Here is a 19,793-nt window from a genome sequence, read left to right as displayed (position 1 = left end):
CGTGGCGCTGGATAACGGCGCCAGGTGGTCCTCTGTGTTGCCTCAAAATTGCCCCGACTACAACGAGATGGCCACCCTCTCCGCCCCATCGCTGGTGCGGAAGGTGACGGCGTCTGTCGATACATCCAGCGCGCCAGGCTCGAACGCAGCGTGATCGATTTGGCCAACCCGTTGCTGCGCACTGAGTCGCTTACCTCGATCGCTTAAAAATGATGTTTCACAGATTCCGCTCATTTCAGCCGCTTCTTGAAAAAACACTTTGAACTGAAGCCTAAAACACTTTCGTGCGCATGCATTGCGCGGAGCGCTGGCAGGTGCTGCCTGGCCACTAAGAAAATAACCGCTTGACCTTGCCTCTCGGTTCTCGTTAACTTCACGCCACTTTCCTACCTTCCGGTAGGAAGTCAATCATGAGTTTGTTATGGAAAAGAGTCATTTCGGCAATCCTTCACTGAAGTTTGCCATTGCCTTGGGGGCCATCGCCGCACTGGGGCCCTCAGCCGTCGATATGTATTTGCCAAGCCTGCCCGAAATGGCGGTTGATTATTCGACCAGTGTTGCCAGCATTCAGCTGACGCTCACGGTCTTTTTATTGGCAATGGGGCTTGGACAATTGCTGTTCGGGCCGGTAGTCGACGCCTTGGGCCGTCGACGTCCACTGATAGCAGGCTTGTTGCTGTTCAGTTTGAGTGCGCTGGCTGCAGGAGCGGCACCAACCCTTGAGTGGCTACTCGTGGCACGATTTGCCCAAGGGATAGGCAGTGCTTTGACGTTGGTGGTCATCATGAGCATGGTGCGTGACGTCACTCAGGGCGTTCAGGCAGCAAAACTTTTTGGCCTGCTGCTGACCATTCAAGGTGTTGCTCCCATCATCGCCCCGGGGTTGGGTGGTTACATTGAGGCGCATTTCGGATGGCGGGCCGTCATGCTGGTACTGGCTGTTCTCGGTGCGCTGGTGGCGGTGAATTCGATGGCTGTTTTGCCTGAAACACTACCAATGCAAAAGCGCGAGCCATTGAATATGAGCCTTGCGATACGCACGTATGCGCGCCTCGCAAAAGACGGTCGTTTTCTAAGGCCAGCTTTAGCGCTGTCAGCCGTGTTCTTCTTTCTCTTTGCCTATGTGGGCGGCGCTACATTTGTTTATCAGAAGGAATACGGACTGCCTGCTGCCCAGTTCGGTACGCTGTTTGGCGCAACCGGCATCGCGATTCTCATAGGGGCCGTCGTGGCTACCAGACTGGTGGGCAAGTACGGTTTGGCCCGCATGGCAACGGCTGGAGCTTTTTGCATCTTTGCAGGTTCTGTCATGGCCTACGGCGCAGCAGTATCTGGTTCTAGTTTGTACTGGCTGGCTGCCGGTGTCGCGGTAGCACTGCTTGGATTGGGGATTGCAGAAACCTCACTGATGACGCTGGTGATGTCTTCGCAAACCACTGCCCTGGGTTCAACGGCTGCATTGCTCGGCGCGTTTCAGCTTGGCATCTCGGCCTTCGCCACACCGTTGACCGGTTGGGCGAGCAGCTATGGCGCCATTGCCTGGTGCGCATTCCTGATAGTCTGCGCCGTTATGGTGGGTGCGCTGACCTGGGTCAGTGTGCGCGAAGGCAGGGCCGAGCACATCACCGCGTTAAATCACTGAATTAAAAGGTCATCCCGATGAAAGTGCTGAGCCCTTCCGCAAGCAGAATCTGTGATATCGCTCTGGTGCATTTCGCTGAGCGGGGATACGACGCCTCGTCGCTCAATGAAATCGCTGTCGTGGCAGGTATGCGCAAGCCCTCGTTATACGCGCACTTCAAGAGCAAGGATGATCTGTTCAACGCCGTGCTGAATCTGGCGCTGGCGACGGAGAGGCACTATATCGAAGAGATGTTTGCAAGCGTCCCGGCGAATGATGACGAGCCCGGCAAGCTGTACACGGACAATCTTTCAAACCGCTACGAGTCTTCCGCTGCCCTGCGTTTCCTGCTGCGAACGGCATTCTTTCCGCCTTCGGAGTTAAAGGCATCGGTGACAAGTGGCTTTGAAGCCTATCTGGACCGTCTTCATGAACGCTTTGGCGCAAGCCTTGAGAACAGGTATCCAGCCCTGTCGGCGAACGAGATTTCAATGTTTCAGGATGCTTATATAGCGGTTGTCGACAGCCTTCATGTCGAGTTGATTTACTGTAGTGAAGGCACCTACTGTCGGCGTCTTACCGCTTTGTGGCGCATTCTTGGTGATTCGCTGTCTCTGGCTGTGGGGAAGGTGGCGCATGGATAAATCAACCATTCAAATTTTGCAAAAACATCTAAACGCTATCATCCGCCTTGCTCCCTTGCCCGCCTCCCGTGCTGCCTTTTTAATGAGAAACACACTCAGACAAGCATACTCTTTGCAGTACGGCCATCGCCTCTACGCATCAATGAAATAGCTCTGGCAAGATGGCGTATCAACGCGTGGCTCGCTGGGGAAAGCTTGCGGGATGGGCGAACGATGATTCGCATTTCGGTACTGCTCATTGCCTCACATGCTAACGGGATCGCCTTGAACAACCCTGATGTCAGCTCGGAAACCAAGGGCAGTTCTGGCAGCACGGTACTGGCTATCCCTGCGCGGACCAGGTCCAGGATGACCTGTAGTGAGTTGGCGGTAACCACCGGCTCAATCGTAAACGGCTCATCCTTGCAAGCTTGAGTAACCAGCTCCCTAACGCGGTATTTGGGGCCAGGCAAAACCAACGGTGTATTGGCAAGATCTGTTAACGTCAGCACATGCTTTTTTGCCAACGGACTTTCCCTGGACACAATCGCACGGAGCGGCTGCTCGAACGCATACAAACTGCGGAGGGTGGCTGTGCTTGCTGGCGAAAAAGCAAGGCCAATGTGCGCTTCGTCATCTTGGATCATCCGCTGTACCTCAAAAGACGGCGCGATGATGATTTCGATATGAGCATCGGGGTATTGCTTGAAAAAGTTTTGCAGTTCCACGATTGCCTGGGAGCCCAGCAATCCTTCTCCGATGGCAATGATAGTCGTACCTAGAAAACGCCCTCGCAACTCGCTGAGCTGATCCAGCAACGCTTCATGCTGGCTAGCCCTGGCACGGTAATAATCAATCGCAACCTGCCCAGCCTCAGTCAGGCGAATCCGATGAGTGCCCTGCTCTACCAGATCAATGTCTAGTTCCGCCTCTAACTTGGCAATCTGTCGACTGATCGACGAGGGGGCAATACCTAGCTCGTCAGCCGCTGCACGCATCGATCCGAGTTGATGGCTGAAGAAGAGATATTTGAGTTGTTGGTCCTGGAAGTCCAGTAGGACATTGGATCTCATTACTGTCACCGCTCATCAGGCTACTTTCTGTCCGACTAAGACGCATTTTGAATCCCGGACACGTCTCATCGCTTAGGTGGTTCACGTTTCTCTGCGCCAACCCTCCTGACCATCGAGACGCAGCACGGCCGTTTTGTCGAAGTTCTTGCATGCTCCCAACCAAGTAGGTACTGCCACCCCGTTTATACTCGCTATCGGCCAAACCGTTATCGAAGTTCGTGCCGTCGCCGCAAATTAGAAAACCATCGCCGACCGTAACCCTCTGGCGGCCGAAGGACACGTCTGGGCCGTCTTTACCCAGTGCCTCGAACCATTCGCCAGAGCGCCAGCCAGGCCCTGATCACCACTGATTCCGTACTTGATATAACCTTCGCGCCTGGTAGACGAACCCTTAGACTTACTGCCGGAGTTCGAGTAGTTCTGCTGGCTGTTAAAGACACCGCACGTGGCTTCGAGGTTAGCGCTGAGGTGAGTATCTTCATTTGAGTAAAGTTCGTAGGCGCTGGTTTGTATGCTGCCAGCGATCAACGCTGCAAGAGTGGAAATACCGATGGCCAAGTTAATCGATTGAGCGTAGCGGGTAGGCGCTTACCAATGAACGCCTACCTTGCGCCCAGTTTTATTAGTCCATATCAGGCTCAAAAATACCCCGTTTCATATAAAATTTAACCCAGATAACGCTACAGATGGTGATGAACGAAAGCATGCCGCCAGTAATGGCATAAACAGAACTCGTCAACGCCGGCGAGGGGGAATTATTGATGGCCACATACAGTATGGCAACAATTGCAAAGATTTGCGGTAAAGGGAAGAACGGAGAGCGGTATGGACGTGGGTGATCCGGCATCCGCTTACGCAAGACAATCACATTCAGATGCGCAATCAAGTAGGCGATAAGGTAACTGGTGCTGGCCGCGATAACAAATAGGATGATCGAGTCAATATCAAGCGATAAGTAAGGAATAACTATCGAAATGCTCAGCACTACGGTGGCTACCCAAGGCACATTATAACGATTAACTTTTTTGAAAATGGGTAGCAACTGATTTTGTTCAGCCATCCCATGCATCATTCTTGGAACGGCTGCCAGTACAGTATTAACAGAACTGGAAGTCGCAGTAAGTGCAACAACGGCTGTAATCACCAAGCCGGTAGAGCTACCAAATACAGCCATGATAAAGTCAACATATGGCATTTTAGCACTAACCAAGGTTTCCGAGTCCATATAAAAGGTTATACCATAGCCAAACCCGACGAATAAGAAAAATATTACGAACAAGGAAAGATGCATGGAGCGAGGAACATTTTTATGTGGATCTTTTACCTCGCCTATCAGCGAGCAAATGTACTCTATGCCGACAAAACACCACATCGAGAGTGCAATGAATCCGATAAAACCGAAGTTAGTCACGCTAGCAAAACTCCAGTCAACCGGAGTACCCGCCAACTCTGGGTGTGGTTGTGCTGTTCCCGTGATAGCAACACATGACACCAGTGCAATTGCGCTCACCATGACTACAACAAGCAGGTTTTGTACTCGTGCAAATACGTCTGCCCCCATTAAATTAGTAATGGTAAGGCCGACCAGAACAAGTAGAGATATTGACTTAGTTGGCACGAAGCCAGGCAGCAGTTTGGACACAATAATATCAATCATAAACATCTCAACCGGCACCGCCAGCACGGATACAACAATGTAACCGGCAAAAACGGCAACAATAGCTGGGACATGACCTAGTGCTTTTTGGGTATAGGTAGCCAGTGTTCCTTTTTGAGGAAACATCAGAGAAAGCTCGGCAAAACTCATCGCATTACATTGTGAAATTGCCAACGCTGCCACCATGGCAGCCAGAAATGTCATGGCACCAAAACCAACGCCCTGTGCCGTCGATATCATTGCGCCTTGAGCAACAACCAAGCCGATACAAATTGACATCATCGTGAGTAATCCGAACTTTTTGGATAGTTGCGGATTCGCACCAGCAGCCGTGAGATTGGAACTGGATATCTTCGTAGATTCGCTCATGTGTAGTGTCCATTTATTATTTAAGGGCCAATACTCGATTACTTCAGAGGCGATCAAACCGGTATGGAGCTGGGTCAACGAGTGGGGTCATATGGGTTACGAGGTCTGCTGCCAGTTGCCCAGCAGCGGGGCCGGTACCAAAACCATGACCTGAGAAGCCAGTGGCAATCGTCAGCCCAGGAATGGACTTAATATGGTCAATGACAGGGTTTGAGTCTGGGGTTATATCAATCTGCCCCGCCCAAGCTTCGCAAATGCTTGCGTTTTCAAAAATCGGCCAGGCCTTGCGAAGGTTGCTCAAGGCTTCCTGGATAAGGCTTTCGTTGACAGACGGGTCGAGTGTTCGAACGCGCTCAAACGGTGAGGTTTGGTCTGCACGCCAGCGGCGCTTTAGGGCAAGGTCCTGGAGGAAAGGTTTGCCTAAAGAAACGCGTAAAAAGGAACCTTGCCCACGAAGCAGACTGAGGTACCGGTGGCCAATTAATAAGTGATCCAAGGTTAGATTAGCGTCCAAGGCCGCGCGCTGGGTGATGATGTAACCACCCTCTATGTGTTTTCGAAATGAAAAATCAGGGCCTCCAACGGCAATATCAGTGGGACCCTCCATTGGGGTAGTGCGAAGCACGGAGCATGTGAGAGGAAGAGTTGGGTAACTAACTCCAACATTACCTAGAAAACGGCGAGACCAGGCGCCACCGGCTAATAGCACCTGATCACAGCGAATCTCACCGTGCTCGGTAACGACACCGCTAACTTTCCCACCCGTCGTTGATAGTGTTCTAACGGCACAGTGCTGAATTAAGACTGCCCCTTTTTCGATGGCTGCCTGTGCAAGCGCAGAGGTGGCCAGATGGGGCTCTGCTTTGCCGTCTGAAGGTGTGTAGAGAGCACCCGCCCACTCACCTTTGCCTCTAGGTACACGCTCATTAATCTCGCGTGCGCTAAGCATTTGGGAGTCTAAGGATAAAGACTCCACCGACTTCAACCAGCGTTCATGTAACGCTAAGTGCTCTTGATTTGCTGCAAGAAACATAATACCGGATTGCTGATAACCCACTTCGCGGCCAATGCGCTCAGGCATACCTGCCCATAGGCGATCTGCCGCCAGAGCTAATGGCACATCAGCTGCGTGCCGATTAGTCTTGCGCACCCATCCAAGATTTCGCGAGGATTGCTCGCCTGCAATATGCCCTTTTTCCAGGAGGACAACTGGAATATTTCGCTCGGCTAAGGTCAATGCCGCTGTCACACCAATAATGCCACCTCCGATAATGACGACAGTGGTGGATTTTGGTAATTGATCAGTAGTCCTCACTGACTCGAGAGTTTTCGTCATGACAATTTCCTGAGGTGCCCGCGAGAGTATCTGAAATGCTCAACCGTCGTTACTCTAGTTCTACGTTAACTTTATTTAGATTTGACGCACCACGGTACGCTGTAACCTCCACCTCTACTTTGTATACGGTTGAGCCTAATGGTGGGCAAGTGATCGTCGTGGCCGGATTGATGCCTTTGAATTTCTGCGCGATGAATCCCATCACAGCATTTACATGCTCGGGTGATTGGACAAAGACACGAGACATCACGACGTCAGCCAGAAAAGAGCCCAGTGAAGCCAGGATCTTTTCAATAATCCGAAACACTTGCACAGCCTGCTCAACGGCATCCTCAGGAATTTCCTTAGTATCTGGATTACGCCCCGCAGTGAGAGATACATAAATCCAGTTATCTACCGCCACCGCTCGAGAGTAGCTGCCTAGCACTTCAAATTTTGAGCCGGCATTTACTTTTATAATATCTTTCATCATGAGAAACGCCTATGACATTAAATAATAAATTATATTTAACGAAGTACTGGCTCATCCCATAGATTAAGTTTTACCCCAATGCCTTTTTGAACTGCATTGCGGTAAATCACTGTCGCCCAAGCTACGTCCTCAACCGGCATACCGCCAACAGACAAAATGATGATTTCCTCATCGTCTTGGCGCGCGGGTGTTATGCCTGCACAGATGTCACCCAAGTCCTCCAGCGCATCGCGGGAAAGTTTTCCTTCCCCGACCAGATCCATAAATCGCATACCCACTAACGGGATCAGGTTATGGGCCGGCTTGGGTAGTTCTTCATACCACGCATCGTAAAGCCCTGTGTTATCAAGTACTTTGCGTACATCTGCTTGCTCCATGCCGTCGTCCAAACGGCAAAAGGCAGGCATCGCAAGGAAAGCACCCGGCTTAACCCACTCGCGCTTGACCAAGGGATACGTCGATGGATCGCCGACATCACCGGAGTTACAGTAAGTAATGATGTCAGCACCGCGGACTACGTCTTCAACTGTATCGACCACATTGACATTTCTGATTTGAGGAAATACTTCGTTAACCCACTTAACGAACCTATTTAAGTTGTTTTCTCCACGGCCTTTGATATTGATTGTGTCAATTTCTGGGCACGTCGACATAAATGCAGTGACCGATGTTTTGCCCATGACGCCCGGGCCTAACAAGCCAATAACTTTTGAATTTTTCCGCGCAAGGTGACGAGCACCTACGCCAGGAACCGCCCCAGTTCGATAAGCCGACAACAGATTGGCTGACATATAAGCCAGTGGCGCGCCGGTATCGACATCGTTTAAAATGAACGTCAAAATTGAACGTGGTAAACCTTTTTCGCGATTCGCAACGTTAGAGCCGTACCATTTCACACCACAGGCCTGGAAGTCCCCGCCAAGGTAGGCGGGCATAGCCATTAAGCGACGATCAGGTGTAGGCTTCGGCATGTTGGGAAAGGGAGAATCTGCGGGAAATGTAATTTGTGAGCCATGAGAGTCATTATTAGCACCTGCCATGCGATAATCACCTTGCTGAAGCAGAATAAACATTTGCTCCATGGTGTTCACGCACTCAGCCATGTCCATCACTCCGGCTTTGATCATGTCCTGCTCGGAGAGATAAATGAAATCGATCTTGGCATTATGTTTTGACATAGTTTTTATCCGCAATATTATTATGTTGTAATTGGCATTAATTGAAAATCTGTTCGGATTTTCTTCCAGGCTTACGTCTAAGGGATGTGGGTCACATCTCCCGCACTTTATCGACGTGTCATTCACCCACTCAAAGACGCAAATTCCATTTCCAGTTTCGTAGTGCACCTGGTCATGCCAAGCGAGTAGCTATTCATATAAGGCTGACAGCTGCCTTCGCACTAGGCGGCCATTTTGTCGCTCAAGGAAATCTAAATCTTCCCCATCACTACCCACCCCTTCAGGATCAAGAAAAATTCTTAAACGGACTTGCTTTGAATTTTCCGGCGCAGGGCGATGAAAAATGACCCTGGCGTATTTAACGTCTCAAACAATCCTAAAGTTATTATTTGCCGGGATATTGAATTTTTGCGACATCAAATCGGTCATGCCCAGGCTTCAGCCTGCGTAGGATTGCCTGCTTGATCATCCGATCCCCTTCGACCATCAGCCGGGAGTTGCGCCGCAATCGAGAGCCCGTGACGGCTACTCGGCCCGCGTGGCCCAACACACCGTCAGGAAGAACTGGATCCGATCGCACTGCAACTGACCAATGGGCCCACGTAAGCGCTTTGACTTCAGATGCCAAGCGAAGTTATGGGCAAGGTGATGCAGGACGCCATGGCGATGCGGTATGACGTTCAACCCTCAATTCAATAACCGTATTGCACTCAGCTCCCGCAACTGCCACGTATAAAGTCGATTCAAGAAATCAGTCGCGTTTCTTGCCTATAACATTACATTCAAGATAATCAAAAAAACCATGCACTGCACCTGCAACTTCTTTAAATTTTAATTCCATTAAAGGTATCCCGCCTCCCTTTATTTCTGCGCGGGACACGAAACAGGAATTACAATAAGCATCAACTACTACCTGAGCCCGAGAGTATGTTACAGGATCCTCTGTAGCTGCCAGAACCAACACCGGCGCCTTGACAAGGCCAACTCTATTTTCCATATCATATCTTGCAACTGCAAGATGCCCCTCTAAAGGAGTTACCCCAGGAGCAAGCGCATCTCGAATAAATCGATTTAACACATCAGTGTGCCCTGCTGGGTATAAATTCAAACGTTTTCGCCAAAGTTCCATGAGGTGTGAGCCATCCTCTCTCGTTTCAGCTACATCTACGTCCAGCGCCTCCATTGCTTCTCGAAACTCTGCATCAACAATATCACCAGCAGAAAGAACCACAGCGGTCACACGCTCTGGAGCGATAGCCGCCACCTCTGAAGCAACAAACATACCTGTGTGATGCCCAAGTATAGAAAACCTCTCTATATTTAACGCATTAACCAGTGCCAAAACACCTTGGGCATAGTGTTCAACCGTCTGTGGAGCAGCAAATTTTGCAGACTGCCCAAAACCGTACATATCCATAGCTATTGTACGCCAGCGAGTTGCCAACAGCGGTTGGACTTCAGCGAACTCATCCAGTGAGCGCGGTGTTTGATGCAATAAAATCATCACATCACCTGCACCCGACTCCGCGTAATGAAGTTGGCCCAGGTTCGTATCAATATAATTAAATACGCGCTGATCAGTGACGCCCTGAACAGAACAAGAACTTGAAATCGTCATATCGTTAACCGTTTTTATATTGAGACAACCATAAATCCGAGTCGGATTTCCCAAGAAAAGCTTCGTCAATTTCAAAATTTTCACGAACGTCTTCTGCATGTAGCGTAACAACTATGTTACGTCTGAAAACCAGTTGTAATCGATGCATTACTGAATAGCGCCAATGCCACTTACACGATATATATCTTGAACAAGGCGCACTGAACTGGTGCGTGAACACCCACAATGGATCCTCGACCCCAGTATGGCTTTGTTACAGAACACCCCACTTGTAGAGCCTTTGTTGGTGCTGCGATGTGCCACCATCTGCCAGATAACCTTACCGCCATCATTTTCTGGAAGCTTTTCCAAACCAGTAGGCCTGACGGCCGCCTCCGCCCTTTACGACAGTGCGGCTCGCATCAAGCCAATCAAGCCCTTCCAGGGAGGCACTTGATCGAGCCCGATCAAGAACAACTCGTTACGGATCTGTTTGCGCCTGCCGGAGTGCTCGGCATCAACGAAGGTAACCTGCCTCACAGGAAGGCTCCGCTTTCAGGATCCTGATTGCTTGCCAAGATCAGGAATTTTTAGAGCCCCCTTAGTGATCAAGCTTAGGCGCTGTAGCGATTTTTCGGCTGGAACAAACCTATAACTCTCATATTTTTAAGTATTGAATTTTCACGACATTTGCAAAATTTATTATCAACCAACATGGCACGATACCTGCTTGGACTCAGGTGATCATTTTAATAAGCAGGTGCAGGTTATGTCAGTATCTTCATTGGCTTGTCCCTATTTAAGCATGCACTCCCACCAACCATGGTTTGTGTTGCAAGCCGCTAAAGAATTTTCAGTTTCGATATCGGACAGCCCGTTAATTTCACACTTTTATAGTTTTGAAACAAAACTATCCTCGGCATTCATGCTGTCGGTTCCGGACGGCTGTATCGATATAATATTTGACTGTGATGACACCAATCCTTCTGTAAGCGTACATGGAACAATGCTGCAAGCCGGTTCTGTGGAATTTTGCAAGGGGCGCCGCTATGTTGGCGTGCGGTTTTCACCTGGCTTTGTTCCTGATTTTTTAAATCTTTCTGCGGAAGAGTTGATTGAAGGCTCTTTCGACCTTCTTGACGTTAGCGATAATGCCGAACGTGTCTTTGAGCAGGTAGTGCGTGAGAAAAGCTTTATAACGCAACTCACTTTTCTCAAGCAATTTTTCTTGACGAATACAGCTCCGCGAAAATCATTAAAGCTGACTCTTCCAGTCGTAAATATGATTTGCCAAGCCCAAGGGAATGTGTGTATTAAAAATCTGGAGTCGCTAACGGGCTATACCATTAGAACTTTACAGCGCTCATTTCACGATGATCTGGGAATGACACCAAAAATGTTCTGTCGCATCATTCGCTGCCAGTCCGCGATTTATAAAATTCATCATAATAATATTGGGTTTAGCGATTTAGCATTTGACTTGGGTTTTAGTGATCAACCTCATTTTTTAAGAGAATTCAAACGTTTGGTCAGCGTAACTCCGCTGGACTATAAAAACCGTATACTCAAGGAAAACTTTGTTAGCAGAATGCACTTCTATTAAAGCCATCTGCTTCGCGCAGTGGTTATTTCGCTCCGTTATGTATGCTGCGCTCCCGCTCTCTTTCCGGAGCCAGCCCCGCCATGATGCGACCCGACGCAAAAGTCGAAAAAATGTACCCCTACCCCAAACCGGTGGACTTTTGAAAATCCATCGACGGCCTCGCTGCGCGGGTCGAAATGTTCCGACCACTTGGGGACGCCGACTTTTTCAACAAAATCGGCCGATTGCTGCCCTTCGCGAAGGGCAGAGATCGGCCAAAGGCAGTCAGTCGGATGTTTCTACGAAGCTAGGCGCTATTGAGCCACGTAACACACAACACGCTAACGAGTGAGTAGAGAGGACCACCAACAGCGAGCGCACGGCCCGCCGTTGAGAAGTGCGACAGGGCTTATTTTTGCTGCACCACATTCCGGTCTAGGAAAAGGTGGATTTCGCCACTGATCTCGTTCAAGTGTGTTTCCAGTGCGAAGTGCCCGGTGTCGTAGAAATGTACCTCAGCTTTGGGAATATCACGCTTGAACGCGTTCGCTCCTGCTGGGAGAAAAAACGGATCGTTCTTTCCCCAGACGGCCAACATCGGCGGCTGATATTTGCGGAAATACGCCTGGAACTCGGGGTAGCGCTTCACGTTGGTGGCATAGTCTGCGAACAGGTCTAGCTGGATTTCATCGTTACCGGGCCGCGAAACGAACGCGTAATCCAAGGTGTATGTTTCAGGTGCGATACTGTCAGGGTCCGCTACGCCATGCGTGTATTGCCACTTGATTGATTCTGGTTTGAGCAGCTCGCGCAATGCGTTGCGGTTCTCGGCAGTGGGAGCGTTCCAGTAACGTTGAATCGGGTTCCAGCCCTCGCTGAGGCCTTCAACGTAAGCATTCCCGTTTTGGCTGATGATTGCGCTGATTCTATCGGGGTGTGCGACGGCCATCCGCCAGCCTACAGGCGCACCGTAGTCGAACACTTGAAGAGCGTAGCGATTCAGCGCAAGCGCTTCAGTAAATCCGTCCATGGTTTTGGCGATGTTGTCGAACGTGTATGAGTACTTCGCCCGATCAGGGCTGTCCGAGAATCCAAAACCTGGGAAGTCAGGGGCAATCACGTGGTAACGGTCCGCTAGCTTCGACATCAAGTCGCGATACATGAATGACGAGGTAGGGAATCCATGAAGCAACACGATGGTTGGCGCCGATGGGTCGCCCGCTTCCCGATAGAAGATGCGGACCCCTTTTACCTCTACAAAATGGTGTTGAACGTCGCTTGCCCTTTGGTGGCTAATGTCGGCTGCTTCCACTCCTGCGCTGGCGAGCGCTGCACTGAGGGCAGTGGCGGATAACAACGTTTTAATGCTCATGCAAACTCCTTGGACACTGAATGAAAAAGATAAGTGGTCTATCAGGCGGTGAGTTCATGGCTTGTCGAGCGTCAGGCGCACCCACTTGATAGGGCTATATTGCATGTTTCACTAACCCAACATAATCTGAGAATATTGGTAATCTCCCTACCAAATATTGGAATATCCCATGGACAGATTTGAGGCAATGAAGCTGCTCGTGGCTGCGATTGATGCTGGCAGCCTGACGGCAGCCGGACGGCTAGCCGATATCCCTCTTCCCACCATCAGCAGGAAAATTTCTGACCTGGAGACGCTGATAGGTAGCCGTTTATTGATTCGGACCACGCGTAGGCTCTCGTTGACCGATGCAGGGGTGGCTTATGTGGCTGCTGCACGCCGAATATTGGAGCAGTTGGAGGTTGCCGAACGCGAAGCTGCCGGAGAATTCATTGCCCCCAAAGGCGAACTGGTCCTGACCGCGCCAATCATGTTCGGCCGGCTGCATGTGCTGCCGATCGTCAACGCGTTTTTAGGTGAGTTTTCCGAAATCAAGATCCGGCTCTTGCTTTCTGATCGCAACGCTCACCTCGTTGACGACCACGTGGACATGGCAGTGCGTATTGGAACACTCGCTGATAGCGGCATGATCGCCACTCAGGTGGGGGCCATGAGAACTGTAATTTGCGCGAGTCCTAGGCTACTGCAAGCGTATGGAAGACCTGAATGTCCCGCAGATCTGCAGAACTTGCCAATCGTGCGACTTGACGCCCCTATGCCTTTTCAACACTCAAAACATGGCGTGGCAGAATCAACGAGGCGGATTACCCCGCGCTTATCGGTGACGACCGCTGACGCAGCAGCGCAGGCCGCCATTGATGGCGTTGGAGTCGTTCAGTTATTGCACTACCAAGTCGCGGAAGCGGTCAGCAAGGGACTGCTGGAGATTGTGCTGGATAAATATGAGCCTTTGTCGGCGCCTATCAACCTGATCCACATGTCACCTGGACACATGCCCCTGAAAATGAGGCTTTTTTTGGATTTTGCTGTTCCTCGGTTTCGTCAACGCCTGGATCAGTAAATTCAGCGATGGCGTGCGTCATCATTCAGATGGCATAAGACTTATATGGGGGATGTTGGCGCGAACACGCCGACGAAGTGGGCTAGAGGCCGAAAACCTCTAAGTTGGCAGCAATCGCGGGGATTCGTCATTTTTTCACGAGATAGTTAAGAACAAAATTAAGAGACTGGACCATCAACCACGATTACGATAACGACCAAAGCCGATTTGCCCCCAAGTTCCAGGAATTGTTCATGCCATTCATTGTTACCTGCGTTGTGTCCCTGTTTTTTTGGACTGTTGTTTCAGCAATCACAGGCGCTGCGGAGCCTTGGGACCTAGCCAGTTACTGGACCATCATCTATCCCGCCGCGCTAGTGTTGTCCGTGATCCTTGGAGCCGTTCTAAAAAGCTCACAGTGGTCCGCAGGCGGCATTGTAATGCTCTCTCAGATCCCCGTGGTTTTGGCGACTTCGGGTACATCCCCGTTGCTAGCTGTTGGTATCATCATTGCGGCCTTTCTCTCAATTCCGGCGATAGCGCTGTCATGGCTCGCCGGCAAATTGCGCTCAGGTAAGAAAGGACGATGGACATCTGCGAAGAAATGAAGGCACCGTTCCAGGAGCACCCGCGACGAATACTGAATACACAATACAGATTGAGCCAGATAAAAAACGGCGGCAAGCTGGACAGTACGACGTAACCACCAACTCGCTCAAATACGACTTTGAGGTCATAACGACTAATGAGACCGCACATGGCCGAGAACTGTTGAGCGGCACCACCATGCCGCCCCATAAATGGGGCTCCAGAATGGTGTACACCTTCGTCCGGTCGTCCGGTGAACCTGTGAGGTTGCGGTGCGCGATTGCACTGATCCTGGCGCCTTGGCGAAAGGCGTCTGGCAACGTCACCTTCTCGACCCCTGCCGTTCACGTTAAATAGAAAGCATCGCCCTTAAGTCATCAGTTTTGTTGAACTCGCTGCGCTACATCGCAAAGCCACCGGCGCAAAAGTTGGGCTGCTTCACCCAGCACCACATCTTTGGCCTGCACCAAATAATAGCCCTTGCCAGTCTTTAGTACAGATTCAAAGACAGGTACGAGAAAGCCTAGTTGTACGTCTTCTTCAACCAACCTACGGCTGGTAAGCACTAAACCTTGATCGCGCCGGGCCGCGTCGATTGCCAGCTCAGACTGGTCAAATTTGAGGCTGCTGGAGAAGCTATCGGGGGACATGCCAACCGATGATAACCATTGAGACCAGTTGGCATGAGACGTCATGCGCGACGGAGAGCGCTTTAAGTAATTGCTTTAGGGAAATAAGCTTAACAGCCTTCGGTAGGAAGCTACTCATTAGCCTGCATCAGTTCCAGAGTGATATGATCTGGCCCGGTCACATATACAACTAGAGTTCCCTTGCGTGGGCCTGCGGGAATCGCTTGAGGCTTGCCTCTTGCTTTCCAGCCTGCTTGCTCAATGCGTTCGAGTACGGCGTATATGTCTTGCACTCTCAATGCCAAATGCGCTGAACCAATCGCTGATGCCGTAGGTGGAGTGATACCGTGGCGGTCACCCTGCGAATATTCCAGCAACTCTACTCGGCTGCCATCCGGGCCTTTGACTATTGCCGTTCGCACGCTCGGATCGGCGGTGCCGGTTACTTGCAAAATGAATGATCCGCCCATTTCCGACTGACGCTCAAGAGTGAACCCAAGTCCAATTGTCCAGAAGCGAATGGCTTCTTCCAATGAACTGACTGCGAAGCCAATATGATCGACGGCATGCACCATGTGGTTAGAATTCATCAAATGCTCCTTTAAAGGTTCACGGGCCAAATAGGGAGGTGAGCTTGCGCATCCAGCTGTTACGGCCAAAACACAGAAAATAAATGTGTGAGAGGTACGCATAATCAGGCCAATCCAAGAGAAGCAACATTTGCGTTTTTTAGACATTGAGTATTCGTCTGACCGGTCTTATTCTCCATTAGGCATTCAGGATATGGCTACCTCGGATATGACATTGGATAACGTAAACCAGCCATGAATCGCGCGCTTATGCCACTGTTGGCGATAGAGCAACGCGACCGGGCGATCCGCGAAACGGCGCCCCACACTCATACGACAGGCCAACTAATCGCAAGCCTTGCCGGCCTGCTTTCCGTCAGCACTGACGGCGGCTCATGGGTAGTGCCAGCGACCCATGCCATTTGGATACCTCCCCGTGTCGCACACGCGATGATGTCACATGGCGCTTTTGCAGGAGCGATGGTCTATATCGCGGAGCGAGAGTGCGGGATCCTGCATCAAATGCCATGCACATTTAGGGTCAGCAGTTTGCTGCGCGAAGCGGTAAGCCGCGCTGCATCGTGGGGACAACCACCCCGCAACGAAATGGAGTCGCGGGTTGCAGCAGTCATCTTGGATGAAATTGCTACCTCACCCGCTGAACCCATCGGTCTGACGCACCCCAATGACCCGCGCTTGAGGCGTATCACCGATGCGATACTTGCTCAGCTTGATGACAATAGATCACTTGAGGATTGGGCTGCTTGGTCAGGTATGGCACCTAGAACACTTGCCCGGCGTCTGGTCGCTGAAACCGGTTTTAGTTTTTCTGAATGGCGACAACGTGCGCGCACGTTGCGCGCTATTCAACTATTGGTCGAGGGGATGTCAGTGACGACAACGGCGATTGAGCTTGGCTACGAAAATATTAGTGCTTTCATTGCCATGTTCCGTCGGATAATGGGTGTTACGCCAGGACAATATGTGCGTGCGCAGACACTGATTAGCAAAGAGGCAATTTCTAGATCAAGTTGATGGGTGTAAGAACCGCTGTACCATCCAACCCGATCCTGCACGCTACAGGCTAGACCTTCAACCATGTGCCGGAACAGATGAAGAAAGAAATGCCAGCCACTTCAGGAGTCGCCAGAGCATCAGTTTTCTTTTAACTGGTGGGGCACTCACGCTGCACTCAGCTAGCGCTTGTAACTTCAACCGTGCTAGTTGCTTATTCCCCCCAATACCACCACAAGCACTCTACGAGCTGTTCGTTAGTGCATTGGCTCAGGCATAACGTTAGTGTACGCGAAGTCCATGCTTCGCCTAATTGTGCGGCGCCAAGTGCTAAGGTGCTTTTGTAGAGAGCGCTGCGCGCACCACGCGATAGCCTTGCGTACCCCGCAATGATGTCTATTGGGAAAAGAGAACAGATTTATTTCTCTGTTCTAAACGTCCGCTTCTGGCCGATGTGGGACCTTCGTGAGAGGCAGCAGTCGATGCGTTCAATGTGAAGGACCTTGGAGCCATTTTTTGACGATAGCGTGATATGTGCCATCTTGCTTGATCCGATCCAATTCTGCCCTAAACCGTTCTACGGTTGCGTCTGGCGTAGCTGGACTGAAGGCCATGTACAGTCCTTCTTCACTTGATAGCTCGGGTAACGGCAGTGAACGCACCATCGTCATTTCAGGATCATCCCCATTCTTGCGCATAAGGTGAATGGCGTTGAGCTCATTGGAGATCCACAGCTCAACGTGATCGACCTTAAGCTTGCGGTAAGTGTTCTCGTACATGCTGCTAGACAGTAACTCTTTGCCCACCTGGAACCCGTGGGCCATCATGTACTGCTCACCAACGTCCTGTTTGACAGTCGCGATGTGATACTGACGTGCATCGTCGAGTGAATTCAGCCAAATAGGTCTTTCGGACAGACTGAACAGAAACCACCTCGTCGGTGCGATGGCTCCGACCCATTTGAAGAGATGTTCCCGCTCTTGGGTTCTTGCCATCGAATAGATCAGGACGTTGTCGGAATGTTGCGCTAAATCATAGGCGCGAGCCCAAGGCAGAATATCAATCTTGGAGTTGAGCCCGAGACCGGCCATAACTGCTTGCACGATTTCCGTACTCAGGCCTGTGACCACTCCGTTTTCTGCCATGTTGTATGGCGGCAATTCCTCAGTGACAACCCGAATCGGCGCTGTAGCCGGATCTGAGGCGACGGAGATGCCTGAGGCAGCGAGTAAGAGGAAAGCGCACAACTGCCTTAAAAGCGGGGAGAACATTTTGCACCTGTGTAAGCACCGAATCCTGTGGGTAAGTCGGACTTCATGAACCTTAGGTATTGTCTGTCTTATAGGCATTAAGACTCGTTCTCACCTTAGGAGTTCATCCACATGAAACCTGAGTGTTGGCTTGCACTTCCTTTGAAGGCTGTCGCTGTATGTACGCAAGGGGAGTAACAAAAACGTATATGCTTGTTTTCATGTGTGCTGCTACCCCATCGCGAGAGAGCGTTGTTACGAGCACCCCATCCCTTGTTGAAAATATCACAAGTCGCGCGGGTTGAGCACCTACGCGCAAGATTATGCACCGTTACTCGCGGGATGAGCTAGAGGAGTGAGCTAAGTAAGCACGCCAATAACCGCACTCACCAGCGCTGCCGCCATGTTGTCTTTGTTGACTATGGCGTCGGGATGGTCTCGCTGAATGATACTGATAGGCACGCTGGCTACAACTGCATCCTGTGGTTCCTGAACCAAGCACTTACCACCAGCTGCTGCCACTGTGTTGGTGTCCCTGGACGCCGCCGCAGTCTCCGCCTGAAAGAACAACGCAAATAACGCGTGGCCCAAATACCTCCGCCGCCGTAGTGGTCGCGGTAGGGACGGCAGTTACCTGCCGCCCCCCGCTCAGATCCGTACGTGCGGAACTACCGCATACGGCTCCTGCCTTGGGTACGTGACGCGAAGCGATCCTCAGGGTAAGGATGTGCACTCTTAGCGATCCCGCGCTCAACACTGGCCCAATGGGTCGGACAGACCGGTGTACAGCTTCAGGCACTGGTTGATGCTTTGCGAGAAGCGGTTCTAGCGCAACGAGTGCATCACACGGATAGAAAAAAGGAAGATGCCATGGACGCAGTAATCCGGCTTGCCAAACTTGCCGATATCGATGCGATTTTAAGATTCGAACCAGTGTTCGGGAAAATCACTTATTGAATCGCCCCTGATTTTCTAGACGCCTTTGACTGGCTCCTTTTGGCCGATTTCTGCCTGTCGCGACCGGCTGAAACCGACCCAAAGCTGACGGTGGCGACAGTCAGAGATCGGCCAAAAGCAGCTCCTCAATTCAGGGGGGTTTTCGTCCGAAAAAACACCATTCGGAAATGTCTGAAAGAGGACGCGCAGGCACCTACCTCAAGGACGATGCAGCCCTGTCGCATCCCGCCAGTACAAGGTTTTTTCGAACTGAAAGCTAATAAGAAAGAAAGCCGAACACGACTGAGATATGGACCGAGCGATTTTATCCAGATCTTCCATAGCCGACTCCCCCTCTGGTTCGGGCCCTTTAATTCTGATGGTGCAACGCACAGCGACAGGGAAGTCGATACCCATTGTATTCTCAGCATAAATCGTAGGGGCATCGAGTACGTCATTGGTACTCAATTTAAGTCCCGAGGTAAATTCAGCGTATAGCCCATTTCCTGCGACCTCTATTTCCCAAGCACCGGCATTCGCAACTGCCTTGCTCAGCGTCGAAATTGTGAGCGTACTATCAGCTTCCAAGCACAGATCAAGACTCATGAATCCTCCCTTTTCCTTGGCTGCACACTTGCACCAAAATTTTTGAGTGCGATCTTCGCGACAGTGTATTTGGCTAGGGGTTTGAACGACCTCCGCCGTTCACTATGGGCGGGAGTCGACCCAAAGCCGACATAACTCCGTGCATTATCGTTTTTCCACAACAACCACATAATCGGAGAAGTCGACATCACCCACCCCGTCGCTACATTCCAACGTCATCGTGCCATCGGTCCCGTGGACGTGACCCCGCCGACGGCCAGCAGGTCGAAGAGTTGATCAGCC

Annotated in this window: 17 protein-coding genes and 5 pseudogenes; 10 read left to right on the top strand and 12 right to left on the bottom strand. The window is 50.9% G+C overall.

Features of this window, described 5'->3' with window-relative positions:
* Positions 1 to 99: 99 nt before the first annotated feature.
* The 3 genes and pseudogenes from ASE80_RS31365 to ASE80_RS07750 all read left to right on the top strand — a co-directional run.
* Positions 100 to 348, top strand: a pseudogene (locus ASE80_RS31365) (hypothetical protein); the annotation flags it as partial.
* 73 nt (positions 349 to 421) lie between these two features.
* On the top strand, positions 422 to 1,642 hold the full coding sequence (locus ASE80_RS07755; RefSeq protein WP_056858394.1) for a multidrug effflux MFS transporter: 1,221 nt from the start codon (positions 422 to 424) through the stop codon (positions 1,640 to 1,642).
* 17 nt (positions 1,643 to 1,659) lie between these two features.
* Positions 1,660 to 2,265 carry a TetR/AcrR family transcriptional regulator gene (locus tag ASE80_RS07750; RefSeq protein WP_056858393.1) on the top strand — a complete coding sequence of 202 codons (606 nt, stop codon included), beginning with the start codon at positions 1,660 to 1,662 and terminating at the stop codon, positions 2,263 to 2,265.
* Between the two features lie 95 nt (positions 2,266 to 2,360).
* Here ASE80_RS07750 and ASE80_RS07745 read toward each other — a convergent pair whose 3' ends face one another.
* The 5 genes from ASE80_RS07745 to ASE80_RS07725 all read right to left on the bottom strand — a co-directional run bounded on the left by ASE80_RS07745 (position 2,361) and on the right by ASE80_RS07725 (position 8,329).
* The gene (locus ASE80_RS07745; protein WP_082463581.1) at positions 2,361 to 3,317 is read right to left on the bottom strand and encodes a LysR family transcriptional regulator; all 957 of its coding nucleotides are present in this window, start codon (positions 3,315 to 3,317) and stop codon (positions 2,361 to 2,363) included.
* A gap of 622 nt (positions 3,318 to 3,939) precedes the next feature.
* On the bottom strand, positions 3,940 to 5,343 hold the full coding sequence (locus ASE80_RS07740; protein WP_056858392.1) for an APC family permease: 1,404 nt from the start codon (positions 5,341 to 5,343) through the stop codon (positions 3,940 to 3,942).
* A 43-nt stretch (positions 5,344 to 5,386) separates the two neighbouring features.
* Entirely contained in the window at positions 5,387 to 6,679 is a 1,293-nt protein-coding gene (locus tag ASE80_RS07735; protein ID WP_056858391.1) for an NAD(P)/FAD-dependent oxidoreductase, read from the bottom strand.
* 49 nt (positions 6,680 to 6,728) lie between these two features.
* Positions 6,729 to 7,148: a Rid family hydrolase gene (locus tag ASE80_RS07730; RefSeq protein WP_056858537.1), complete on the bottom strand. Its 420-nt coding sequence runs from the start codon at positions 7,146 to 7,148 to the stop codon at positions 6,729 to 6,731.
* Positions 7,149 to 7,186: 38 nt separating this feature from the next.
* Complete coding sequence (locus ASE80_RS07725; RefSeq protein WP_056858390.1) at positions 7,187 to 8,329, bottom strand: tyramine oxidase subunit B; 1,143 nt, start codon at positions 8,327 to 8,329, stop codon at positions 7,187 to 7,189.
* A gap of 384 nt (positions 8,330 to 8,713) precedes the next feature.
* Between ASE80_RS07725 and ASE80_RS31725 the strand changes: the two are divergent.
* Positions 8,714 to 8,888: pseudogene (locus ASE80_RS31725) on the top strand (helix-turn-helix domain-containing protein); the annotation flags it as partial.
* A pseudogene (locus ASE80_RS31360) lies at positions 8,879 to 9,028 on the top strand (IS30 family transposase); the annotation flags it as partial. The pseudogenes ASE80_RS31725 and ASE80_RS31360, both read left to right, overlap by 10 nt.
* A 52-nt stretch (positions 9,029 to 9,080) precedes the next feature.
* On the opposite strand, the gene ASE80_RS29945 reads toward ASE80_RS31360, so the two are convergent.
* Together ASE80_RS29945 and ASE80_RS31355 are read right to left on the bottom strand one after the other, a co-directional pair.
* Entirely contained in the window at positions 9,081 to 10,031 is a 951-nt protein-coding gene (locus ASE80_RS29945) for an alpha/beta fold hydrolase (protein ID WP_162238845.1), read from the bottom strand.
* Positions 10,032 to 10,323: 292 nt separating this feature from the next.
* A pseudogene (locus ASE80_RS31355) lies at positions 10,324 to 10,466 on the bottom strand (IS5/IS1182 family transposase); the annotation flags it as partial.
* Between the two features lie 229 nt (positions 10,467 to 10,695).
* Here ASE80_RS31355 and ASE80_RS07720 point away from each other — a divergent pair.
* Positions 10,696 to 11,529, top strand: a complete 834-nt coding sequence (locus ASE80_RS07720) for a helix-turn-helix domain-containing protein (protein WP_056858389.1) — start codon at positions 10,696 to 10,698, stop codon at positions 11,527 to 11,529.
* Positions 11,530 to 11,917: 388 nt separating this feature from the next.
* On the opposite strand, the gene ASE80_RS07715 is transcribed toward ASE80_RS07720, so the two are convergent.
* Complete coding sequence (locus ASE80_RS07715) at positions 11,918 to 12,880, bottom strand: alpha/beta fold hydrolase (protein ID WP_082463578.1); 963 nt, start codon at positions 12,878 to 12,880, stop codon at positions 11,918 to 11,920.
* 169 nt (positions 12,881 to 13,049) lie between these two features.
* Here ASE80_RS07715 and ASE80_RS07710 point away from each other — a divergent pair, with 169 nt between their 5' ends.
* The gene (locus ASE80_RS07710) at positions 13,050 to 13,940 is read left to right on the top strand and encodes a LysR family transcriptional regulator (protein WP_056858388.1); all 891 of its coding nucleotides are present in this window, start codon (positions 13,050 to 13,052) and stop codon (positions 13,938 to 13,940) included.
* 233 nt (positions 13,941 to 14,173) lie between these two features.
* Positions 14,174 to 14,527: a hypothetical protein gene (locus ASE80_RS07705; protein WP_056858387.1), complete on the top strand. Its 354-nt coding sequence runs from the start codon at positions 14,174 to 14,176 to the stop codon at positions 14,525 to 14,527.
* 357 nt (positions 14,528 to 14,884) lie between these two features.
* Here ASE80_RS07705 and ASE80_RS07700 read toward each other — a convergent pair whose 3' ends face one another.
* The gene (locus tag ASE80_RS07700; RefSeq protein ID WP_236447961.1) at positions 14,885 to 15,157 is read right to left on the bottom strand and encodes a hypothetical protein; all 273 of its coding nucleotides are present in this window, start codon (positions 15,155 to 15,157) and stop codon (positions 14,885 to 14,887) included.
* Between the two features lie 110 nt (positions 15,158 to 15,267).
* The gene (locus ASE80_RS07695) at positions 15,268 to 15,873 is read right to left on the bottom strand and encodes a VOC family protein (RefSeq protein ID WP_236708817.1); all 606 of its coding nucleotides are present in this window, start codon (positions 15,871 to 15,873) and stop codon (positions 15,268 to 15,270) included.
* An 87-nt stretch (positions 15,874 to 15,960) separates the two neighbouring features.
* Between ASE80_RS07695 and ASE80_RS07690 the strand changes: the two genes are divergently transcribed.
* The gene (locus tag ASE80_RS07690) at positions 15,961 to 16,740 is read left to right on the top strand and encodes an AraC family transcriptional regulator (protein ID WP_236447963.1); all 780 of its coding nucleotides are present in this window, start codon (positions 15,961 to 15,963) and stop codon (positions 16,738 to 16,740) included.
* Positions 16,741 to 17,207: 467 nt separating this feature from the next.
* Here ASE80_RS07690 and ASE80_RS07685 read toward each other — a convergent pair whose 3' ends face one another.
* Positions 17,208 to 17,990 carry a substrate-binding periplasmic protein gene (locus ASE80_RS07685; protein WP_056858385.1) on the bottom strand — a complete coding sequence of 261 codons (783 nt, stop codon included), beginning with the start codon at positions 17,988 to 17,990 and terminating at the stop codon, positions 17,208 to 17,210.
* 702 nt (positions 17,991 to 18,692) lie between these two features.
* Here ASE80_RS07685 and ASE80_RS30660 point away from each other — a divergent pair.
* Positions 18,693 to 18,821: pseudogene (locus ASE80_RS30660) on the top strand (IS66 family transposase); the annotation flags it as partial.
* 303 nt (positions 18,822 to 19,124) lie between these two features.
* On the opposite strand, the gene ASE80_RS07675 reads toward ASE80_RS30660, so the two are convergent.
* Positions 19,125 to 19,511, bottom strand: a complete 387-nt coding sequence (locus tag ASE80_RS07675; RefSeq protein WP_056858383.1) for a hypothetical protein — start codon at positions 19,509 to 19,511, stop codon at positions 19,125 to 19,127.
* Positions 19,512 to 19,793 lie beyond the last annotated feature (282 nt).

It is taken from the genome of Pseudomonas sp. Leaf15 (genome assembly GCF_001421425.1).
GTDB classification, from domain to species: domain Bacteria; phylum Pseudomonadota; class Gammaproteobacteria; order Pseudomonadales; family Pseudomonadaceae; genus Aquipseudomonas; species Aquipseudomonas salomonii.
Note: the sequence above shows the minus strand (reverse complement) of the source record. Positions and strands in the feature narration are given on the sequence as shown.

Excerpts from the sequence above, each read along its gene's own strand:
- ASE80_RS07720 (WP_056858389.1), top strand. The coding sequence starts at position 10,696 with ATGTCAGTATCTTCATTGGCTTGTCCCTATTTAAGCATGCACTCCCAC.
- ASE80_RS07690 (WP_236447963.1), top strand. The coding sequence starts at position 15,961 with ATGAATCGCGCGCTTATGCCACTGTTGGCGATAGAGCAACGCGACCGG.
- ASE80_RS07725 (WP_056858390.1), bottom strand. The coding sequence starts at position 8,329 with ATGTCAAAACATAATGCCAAGATCGATTTCATTTATCTCTCCGAGCAG.
- ASE80_RS07755 (WP_056858394.1), top strand. The coding sequence starts at position 422 with ATGGAAAAGAGTCATTTCGGCAATCCTTCACTGAAGTTTGCCATTGCC.
- ASE80_RS07685 (WP_056858385.1), bottom strand. The coding sequence starts at position 17,990 with ATGTTCTCCCCGCTTTTAAGGCAGTTGTGCGCTTTCCTCTTACTCGCT.
- ASE80_RS07715 (WP_082463578.1), bottom strand. The coding sequence starts at position 12,880 with ATGAGCATTAAAACGTTGTTATCCGCCACTGCCCTCAGTGCAGCGCTC.
- ASE80_RS07705 (WP_056858387.1), top strand. The coding sequence starts at position 14,174 with ATGCCATTCATTGTTACCTGCGTTGTGTCCCTGTTTTTTTGGACTGTT.
- ASE80_RS07740 (WP_056858392.1), bottom strand. The coding sequence starts at position 5,343 with ATGAGCGAATCTACGAAGATATCCAGTTCCAATCTCACGGCTGCTGGT.
- ASE80_RS07695 (WP_236708817.1), bottom strand. The coding sequence starts at position 15,873 with ATGTCTAAAAAACGCAAATGTTGCTTCTCTTGGATTGGCCTGATTATG.
- ASE80_RS07730 (WP_056858537.1), bottom strand. The coding sequence starts at position 7,148 with ATGAAAGATATTATAAAAGTAAATGCCGGCTCAAAATTTGAAGTGCTA.
- ASE80_RS07735 (WP_056858391.1), bottom strand. The coding sequence starts at position 6,679 with ATGACGAAAACTCTCGAGTCAGTGAGGACTACTGATCAATTACCAAAA.
- ASE80_RS07700 (WP_236447961.1), bottom strand. The coding sequence starts at position 15,157 with ATGTCCCCCGATAGCTTCTCCAGCAGCCTCAAATTTGACCAGTCTGAG.
- ASE80_RS07745 (WP_082463581.1), bottom strand. The coding sequence starts at position 3,317 with ATGAGATCCAATGTCCTACTGGACTTCCAGGACCAACAACTCAAATAT.
- ASE80_RS07675 (WP_056858383.1), bottom strand. The coding sequence starts at position 19,511 with ATGAGTCTTGATCTGTGCTTGGAAGCTGATAGTACGCTCACAATTTCG.
- ASE80_RS07750 (WP_056858393.1), top strand. The coding sequence starts at position 1,660 with ATGAAAGTGCTGAGCCCTTCCGCAAGCAGAATCTGTGATATCGCTCTG.
- ASE80_RS07710 (WP_056858388.1), top strand. The coding sequence starts at position 13,050 with ATGGACAGATTTGAGGCAATGAAGCTGCTCGTGGCTGCGATTGATGCT.